This window comes from Halomonas sp. AOP7-E1-9 (assembly GCF_052376035.1).
Classification (GTDB): domain Bacteria; phylum Pseudomonadota; class Gammaproteobacteria; order Pseudomonadales; family Halomonadaceae; genus Vreelandella; species Vreelandella citrativorans.
Genome location: NZ_JBQSVC010000078.1, coordinates 1 through 1,871, shown reverse-complemented (window position 1 = coordinate 1,871; position 1,871 = coordinate 1). Strand labels below are relative to the sequence as shown.

Annotated in this window: 1 protein-coding gene; it reads left to right on the top strand. The window is 60.6% G+C overall.

Going from position 1 to position 1,871, the window contains the following annotated elements; all coding sequences use genetic code 11:
- Positions 1-410: 410 nt before the first annotated feature.
- Positions 411-1,799, top strand: coding sequence for a group II intron reverse transcriptase/maturase (gene ltrA / locus ACT3R4_RS18350; protein ID WP_193057446.1), 1,389 nt, complete (start codon positions 411-413; stop codon positions 1,797-1,799).
- The last annotated feature ends 72 nt before the right edge of the window (positions 1,800-1,871 follow it).

Here is a 1,871-nt window from a genome sequence, read left to right as displayed (position 1 = left end):
CCTCAGGATGACTTGGGGGTGAAAGTCCCCTGCACGCCCGGCAAGGGGAAGTGCTAGCCGACGGCAAGGGTGTCCCTCGCGAGGGGGAATCTGAAGGAAGCCCAAGGCAAAACGCTGGCCTGACGAATAGGAAGCGGATACTAGGCGTCATGGCGGGGTGAGATGGCCATAATCATCAAAGCCCGGTACTTGCACGGAACGCCATGACGTAGATCCGACAGGCATAAGCGGGAAGGTCGCGCGTCTTACCCTGGGAGGTCTGGTGATGTGCCACAGTGCTACCGGCGTCGAGAGGCGACGGGATGGGTTACCAGACGTCAGCCGAGGCCATAGTAAGTGCCGGTTCACTACGGCACCAAGGGCCGAACATGAAGAACCGCGAGTAGGCGATAACGTCTCGAGGATCGATCATGAAGACAGACCATGACGCTAATACCGTCACTCACCCAGAGGGGCAGGAGCAGAACTCCGCGCCCCAGCCGGTGGGCGTCGAGACGATCCCGGCGTCGTTATCGTGGACGAAAGCGGAGTCAGCCTCGCTCATGGAGCGGGTCGTTGACCCGGAGAACATGGAGCGAGCTTACCGTAAGGTGGCTGCCAACAAAGGTGCACCGGGTGTCGATGGCATGACGGTGCATCAACTGGCTGACCACCTAAAACAGCACTGGCCAACGCTGCGTGAGCGGCTGTTGGCCGATGCGTATCACCCGAGTCCAGTTCGAGCAGCCACGATCCCCAAGCCTAAAGGCGGAGTGCGGCAGCTCGGAATACCCACGGTCACCGACCGACTGATCCAGCAAGCGCTGTCACAAGTGCTCATGCCGGTCTTCGACCCGGGGTTCTCCGCGTCGAGTTACGGTTACCGCCCCAAACACAGCGCCAAGCAGGCCGTATCGGCCATGAAGGCCCATGTTACCGCTGGCCACCGCTGGGTGGTCGACCTTGACCTGAAAGCCTTCTTCGACCGAGTGAACCACGATCTGCTGATGGCACGGGTAGCGCGGCGCGTTGATGACAAGCGCGTGCTGCGCCTGATCCGCCGCTATCTGGAAGCGGGTATGTTGCAACATGGCTTGCCCACGCCGAGGCGACAGGGGACACCCCAAGGCGGACCACTCAGCCCGCTACTGGCGAACATCCTGCTGGACGATCTGGACAAGGAGCTGGAACGCCGAGGCCACCGCTTCTGCCGCTACGCCGATGACGTTCAGGTGTACGTCAACAGTCGGCGGGCAGGCGAGCGTGTCATGGAAAGCTTGAGTGAGTATCTCGAGAGCTCACTTCGGCTGACGGTCAACCGCACGAAAAGTGCGGTGGACCGGCCATGGAAACGCGGCTATCTGGGCTACCGTCTCACTTGGCACAAGCAGCCGAAGTTGACGCTGGCCAAGGCAAGTCTGAAGCGCATGATGCAGCGTGTTCGTGAGATCCTGAAGCGTGGCAGGGGGCGTAACACCCAACGGATAATCGAAGAGTTGGGGCCAGTCCTGCGTGGATGGGCCAACTACTTCAGCTTTGTTGATGTGAAACGGCCCTTGGAAGCGCTGGATCAATGGATACGTCGCCGCTTACGCGGCCTAATCTGGCGGCAATGGAAACGTTCAGCGACTCGTCGCCGGAAACTTCAAGGGCTGGGCCTGGACGCGCCCCGAGCTTGGAAATCGGCAGGCAATGGTCGAGGCCCTTGGTGGAACGCCGGGGCATCGCACATGAACCAGGCCCTGCCGAGGAAATGGTTTTATGACCAGGGACTGATCTCGGTACTGGATACGGTAAGAGGGCTTAACCGTTCTTCATGAACCGCCGTGGTACGGAACCGTATGCCCGGTGGTGTGAGAGGACAGGGGAGGCGACTCCCCTTCCTACTCGAT